Here is a 5,089-nt window from a genome sequence, read left to right on the forward strand (position 1 = left end):
GGCATTTCTGTGTCCGCCGCCGCAGAGCCAGCCGTACCCACCCTCGACACCCACTACGACACCCACCTGTTGTTGTGCAGTTCGGGCTTGTCTACCAGCGGTACCAGCGGCCTCGCTTGCCACCGCTTGCGGCCGGTCGGATCAGGAAGCCGAGCAGCCAGACCACCAGCACGATGATGGCGATCCACCACAGTGCCTTGAGCGCGAAACCCGCGCCGAAGAGGATCAGGGCGAGCAGAAGAACGAGAATAATAGGAACCATGATTATCAACCTCCGAGCCCTCGTGTGCCCGGGCATCGGGGCTCCACTCCTGTAGCTCTTAGGTAATTTTTATGGCGCGCCCGGTGGCCATAATTTCCCTGTGGCAACTGTGCAGGTTTGGGTGCTGGATGAGTGGTGAGACGAGGGGATGACACTGTTCTCGAATACGGCAGGGTGTGAGTGGTTGTGGCTGCGGACGAGAAGGCTCAGGCCAAGGGCGAGCAGGCCCAGGGCAAGGTCAAGAAGGTCGTCGGAGGCGCCGTGGGCAACGAGTCCATGAAGGCCGAAGGTCGCGCCGAGGAGTCCAAGGGTGATCTGCGGCAGGCCAAGGAGAAGGCCAAGGACGCCATCAAGCCCAAGTAACACCGCCCCCCGCTGATCCCGGCAGCCGCTTCCCTTGGCTGCCGGGATCAGTGCTGTGCCGGACGACTACAGAACCTGTTGCGCCGGAAGAACCTGTTGCGCCGGACCGGACAGAGGCACGGTTGCCGCAGACACCGGGTCGCAACGGCCGCCCCCGCAGCATCTGGCTGCGCTTCGCGGGCAACGGCATCTACCACCCGGCCGGTTTCGCCTCGACCTGTGCTCGACAAGCTCCCCAAAGCGGTCACGCTGTACCGCCCCGCCGACCAGGATCAGTGGCTGCTCCGACACCGAGGATCACACCGGACCGGCAACGGAGGGTGGCTGCGGCGACAGACATTCCTGTCGCCGCAGCCACCTCGCGTACCGCACGGATTCATCGCCGCCTGTCAGACCTTGCGCCAGCGGGCATTGGCCCAGGAGAAGACCCCGAACGCCGCGAGGCCGGCTGCGATCAGCACCAGCAGCCAGGGCCCTGCAGGGGTCTCGGTGAAGGAGCGCAGGGTGTCGTCCATGCCCTTGGCCTTGCCGGGCTTGTGCTGGACAGCCGCCGCTACGGCGAAGACGCCCGCGACAGCGAAGACGATGCCCCGGGCGGCGCCGCCGGACATCCCGAGGAAATCGATCACCTTGCGGGTCTTCTCTGACATCTCGAACATCTTCAGGTGCTTACGGAACTTATGCCTGATCGCCCTCACCGCGATCCACACACCGGCCGCGGCCACCGCGATACCTGCGACGGCGACGATCCACTGCCCGCCGGGCCAGTCCAGCGCTATCGCTGTGACGTCCTGCGAGTTCTTGTCGGAGCTGCCGCTGCCGCTGCCCTTGTCTCCGGCAGCGTAGGACAGCACGGAGTAGGAGACGAATCCGTAGAAGACGAAACGGCCGGCGGCCATCGCCCTCTTACCCGCCTTCTTGCCGTCCGGGCCCGCCTGCCCGAAAGCGGCTTCGGACAGCCGCCACAGGGCCATGCCCGCCAGGGCTATGCCGAGCAGCCAGAGCAGAACGGTACCGAAGGGCTTCCCGGCGATCTCGGCGATCGCACCGCCGCGGTCCGCCTGCTTGCCACCGCCGTCGGAGAGTGCGATCCGAAGCGAGAGGACGCCTATCAGTACGTAGATGACCCCGCGGGCGACAAAGCCCGCACGAGCTGCGGCCGAAACTGCTGTGCTGTTCGCCGCGCGTTGGGCGTGCACGCGTCCGCGTGCCTTCGCCGATCCAGTTGCCATGCTCACCGTGTGCCCCCGCAGGGGCATGCGATTCCTGGAGCCGGCCCTCTGCTTCACTCCCGCTCAGTTCTTAGGAACGGTGGCGAAGTAGTGGCCCTTGTCGAGGTCGTCGATGAGGCCGGACTGCGTCGGCTGCCACCCCAGCAGTTCGCGGGTGTGGGCGCTGGAGGCGGGGCTGTCCATGCCGAGGAAGCCGGCCAGCCAGCTGAAGTGCCCGGGCGCGTCGTCCGGGGAGACCGAGGCCACGGGCAGGCCGAGGTGCCGCCCGATCACTTCGGCGACGGTACGGATCGGCACACCCTCGTCCGCGACCGCGTGCAGCGTGGAGCCGGCCGGAGCGCTCTCCAGTGCCAGGCGGAAGAGGTGCGCGGCGTCGGACCGGTGCGCGGCGGGCCAGCGGTTGGCGCCGTCCCGGATATAGCCGGAGACGCCCTTTTCGCGGGCGATGGCGACCACGGTGGCGAGGAAGCCGTGGTCCCCGTCGCCGTGCACGGTCGGAGGAAGCCGTACGACCGACGAGCGGATGCCGCGGTCCGCGAGGGCGACCGTCGCGTGCGCGTTGGCCAGCCGCTTGGCCGGGCCGCCGGCCAGGTGAGCACCGACCGGGCCGGACTCCTGGCCGTCCTGCTCGGTCGCGACCCGTCCTGGTGCCAGCCCGAGGGTGCCGGAGGCGATGAGGAACGGGCGGTCGGAGCCGGCGAGCGCCTCGCCGAACGTGTCGATGGCACGCCGGTCCGCATCGGCGGCGTCCTCGAAGCCGCCGCTGAACGCGATGTCGTGCTTGAAGGCGAGGTGGATCACGCCGTCGGCGTCGGCAGCCGCGCTGCGCAGGGTGTCGAGATCGTCGAGCGTGCCGCGGCGCACCTCGGCGCCGGCCTCGGCGAGGGCGGCGGCCGAGGCGTCCGAGCGGGCGAGTCCGACGACTTGGTGACCGGCGCCGATGAGTTCCGGAACAACGGCTGAACCGATCCAGCCGGACGCGCCGGTAATGAACACACGCATGAGGAGAACCTCCGGGTAGGTCGACCGTCCTTGCCGCGCGGTACCGGGACACGGGATGTGCGGCGAACGACCCTATGTCAGTGACTGTCATCGACCGTAACACCTCATGTCAGTCACTGTCATCACGTAGGATCGGCGTATGGGTAGATGGGAGCCGAACGCGCGCGGGCGGCTTGAGCAGGCAGCGCTGGACCTCTACAGCGAGCGCGGGTTCGAGCAGACCACCGCCGCGCAGATCGCCAAACGCGCCGGGCTCACCGAGCGGACGTTCTTCCGGCACTACGCCGACAAACGCGAGGTGCTGTTCGGGGGTTCGCACGCGCTGGAGGAGATCTTCGTGGACACCCTCGCCGGCACCCCGGACTCAGCCACGCCGATCGCCGCGATGGCCTCGACGCTGGAGACCGTCGCCGCCTTCTTCCTGGAGCGCCACGAGTTCGCCCGGCAGCGTCAGGCCGTCATCATGGCGAACGCGGAGCTGCGCGAGCGCGAGCTGATCAAGCTCGCGTCGCTGTCCGCGGCGCTCGCCGCCACGCTGCGCCGACGAGGCGTCAAGGACCCGGCCGCGAGCCTCACCGCGGAGGCGGGTATCGCCGTCTTCAAGGTCGGGTTCGAGCGCTGGGTCGGCGACAGCGGGGAACGTACCCTGGCGGACTTCTTGCGGGAGTCGCTCGACGAACTCAAAGTGGTGACCGCGGGCGAGTGACCGCAGGCCCGGTCCGGGCAGCAGGCCACCGCCGGTCCGTCCGCGAACGGCTGACCACAGCCCGTCCGCCCGGGCGCGGTTGACTGCACCCGCCCGCCGCCGCCCATTCGGTACGGCGCGCGCCGCGGGCCGGGGCTCACGAGGTCGGGGCGCGGTGGGACTGGGAGACCTACCGCGCACTGCACGCCGACACGTCGAGCGAGTCGGGCGCCGTCGCCACCGGGCAGAGCGCGCCCTGACTGGTCAGCAGAGTCAACGGCAGGATTGGGTACGCGTGCGGGCTGGAAGGTCCGGGGTCACGGTGTCCGACGCGGCGTAGGGGAAGTCCAGAAGCTTCGAGTGTGCGTCGCCTCCGGCTCTGCCCGCTTCCTCTGAGTGCTGCGGTGTTTCCGTCCGTTGCCGATCGTGTTCAGCCAGTCCAGCACTGCGCCGAAGCAGGGGACCAGGGCACTGGACGCCTCCCGTGACGCGTCCTGCATCTGGCTGGGGCCTTCCGTCTGGACAACGCTCAATTGCAGTTTGCGGTGGGCTGCGCCGGCGGTGTCATGCAGGTATCTGCCGGGCTGCCGCTACAGGACGTTCCAGGCAGAGATGACCGGCCGCCCATGCTCGGTGCCCAGGGCGCTGAGCGTGCCCGGACCCGGGTGGCGGAACAGCCGGCCGGCGGACGCGTCGAGGCCGAGCCAGCGCGCGGTAAGGACGCGCTGGAGGTGACCGTGCGCGACAAGGGCGACGTTGCCGTCCTTCAGCAGCGGCCGAATCCGGTCGAGCACCGCATCCGTGCGCGCAGCCACCTGCTGAAGCTGCTCGCCAGGAGAGCCGGCGTCACCGGGAACAACGCCGTCCCGCCACAGCTCCCAGCCCGGCCTCGTCTCCCGGATCTGCGCCGCGGTCATGCCCTCGTAGCCGCCGTAGTCCCACTCCATCAGGTCAGGATCGGGCTTGACGTCGGTCAGGCCCACCAGTTCGGCTGTCTGCACGGCGCGGCCCAGCGGGCTGCTGAACGCAGCGACCAGGTGGCGGCGGGCCAGCACCGGAGTGAGCGCCCTGGCCGCGGCCACACCTGCGTCAGTCAGCGGAATGTCGGTGCGGCCGGCGTGCTGACCCGACCGGCTCCATTCGGTCTCGCCGTGCCTGATCAAAATCAGCTCACCCATAGCCCCGCACGATATCTGATGATTTGATGTGTGATCAGGCTGCTGCGGCTACCGGACACTTGACCAGGACGCCTCGAAGCGGGCGCCGGCCCGCACCGGCGCGATCAGGCGCGGCGCATCTGTGGTCCGCCAGCGCTCCTGCGCTGACTCGATGAGCTTTGAACACCATCGCCAGACTCGCCACGCGCATGCCGGCGCCCCGGGTGGCCCTGGTCTGCAACCTGACTGCCGGGACTGACGGTCGCGCCTGTCTTGCGTAGGGGGCGCGGATGCTAGTACTCCAGCAGTACTTTGTGGCTTGACCTGGGGAAACGTCGAGCGGTGGGAGTGTAGCGGGCAGGTTGCCGTCACGGACGGCTTCTGCCCG

6 protein-coding genes are annotated in these 5,089 nt (G+C 68.9%); 2 read left to right on the plus strand and 4 right to left on the minus strand.

The window, feature by feature from the left end; translation table 11 throughout:
- Nucleotides 1–91: 91 nt before the first annotated feature.
- Nucleotides 92–262, minus strand: coding sequence for a hydrophobic protein (locus ACWCP8_RS41025; RefSeq protein WP_352271808.1), 171 nt, complete (start codon nucleotides 260–262; stop codon nucleotides 92–94).
- Between the two features lie 186 nt (nucleotides 263–448).
- Between ACWCP8_RS41025 and ACWCP8_RS41030 the strand changes: the two genes are divergently transcribed.
- Nucleotides 449–625, plus strand: a complete 177-nt coding sequence (locus ACWCP8_RS41030; protein WP_382842836.1) for a CsbD family protein — start codon at nucleotides 449–451, stop codon at nucleotides 623–625.
- A gap of 389 nt (nucleotides 626–1,014) precedes the next feature.
- Here ACWCP8_RS41030 and ACWCP8_RS41035 read toward each other — a convergent pair whose 3' ends face one another.
- Together ACWCP8_RS41035 and ACWCP8_RS41040 are read right to left on the minus strand one after the other, a co-directional pair.
- Nucleotides 1,015–1,857 carry a DUF1206 domain-containing protein gene (locus ACWCP8_RS41035; RefSeq protein WP_451121646.1) on the minus strand — a complete coding sequence of 281 codons (843 nt, stop codon included), beginning with the start codon at nucleotides 1,855–1,857 and terminating at the stop codon, nucleotides 1,015–1,017.
- Between the two features lie 63 nt (nucleotides 1,858–1,920).
- Entirely contained in the window at nucleotides 1,921–2,859 is a 939-nt protein-coding gene (locus ACWCP8_RS41040; protein WP_451121648.1) for an SDR family oxidoreductase, read from the minus strand.
- Nucleotides 2,860–2,998: 139 nt separating this feature from the next.
- Here ACWCP8_RS41040 and ACWCP8_RS41045 point away from each other — a divergent pair, with 139 nt between their 5' ends.
- Nucleotides 2,999–3,565: a TetR family transcriptional regulator gene (locus ACWCP8_RS41045; protein ID WP_352271815.1), complete on the plus strand. Its 567-nt coding sequence runs from the start codon at nucleotides 2,999–3,001 to the stop codon at nucleotides 3,563–3,565.
- A gap of 569 nt (nucleotides 3,566–4,134) precedes the next feature.
- Here ACWCP8_RS41045 and ACWCP8_RS41050 read toward each other — a convergent pair.
- The gene (locus ACWCP8_RS41050) at nucleotides 4,135–4,722 is read right to left on the minus strand and encodes a histidine phosphatase family protein (protein WP_451121650.1); all 588 of its coding nucleotides are present in this window, start codon (nucleotides 4,720–4,722) and stop codon (nucleotides 4,135–4,137) included.
- Between the last annotated feature and the right edge of the window lie 367 nt (nucleotides 4,723–5,089).

The organism is Streptomyces sp. NPDC002206 (assembly GCF_053593595.1).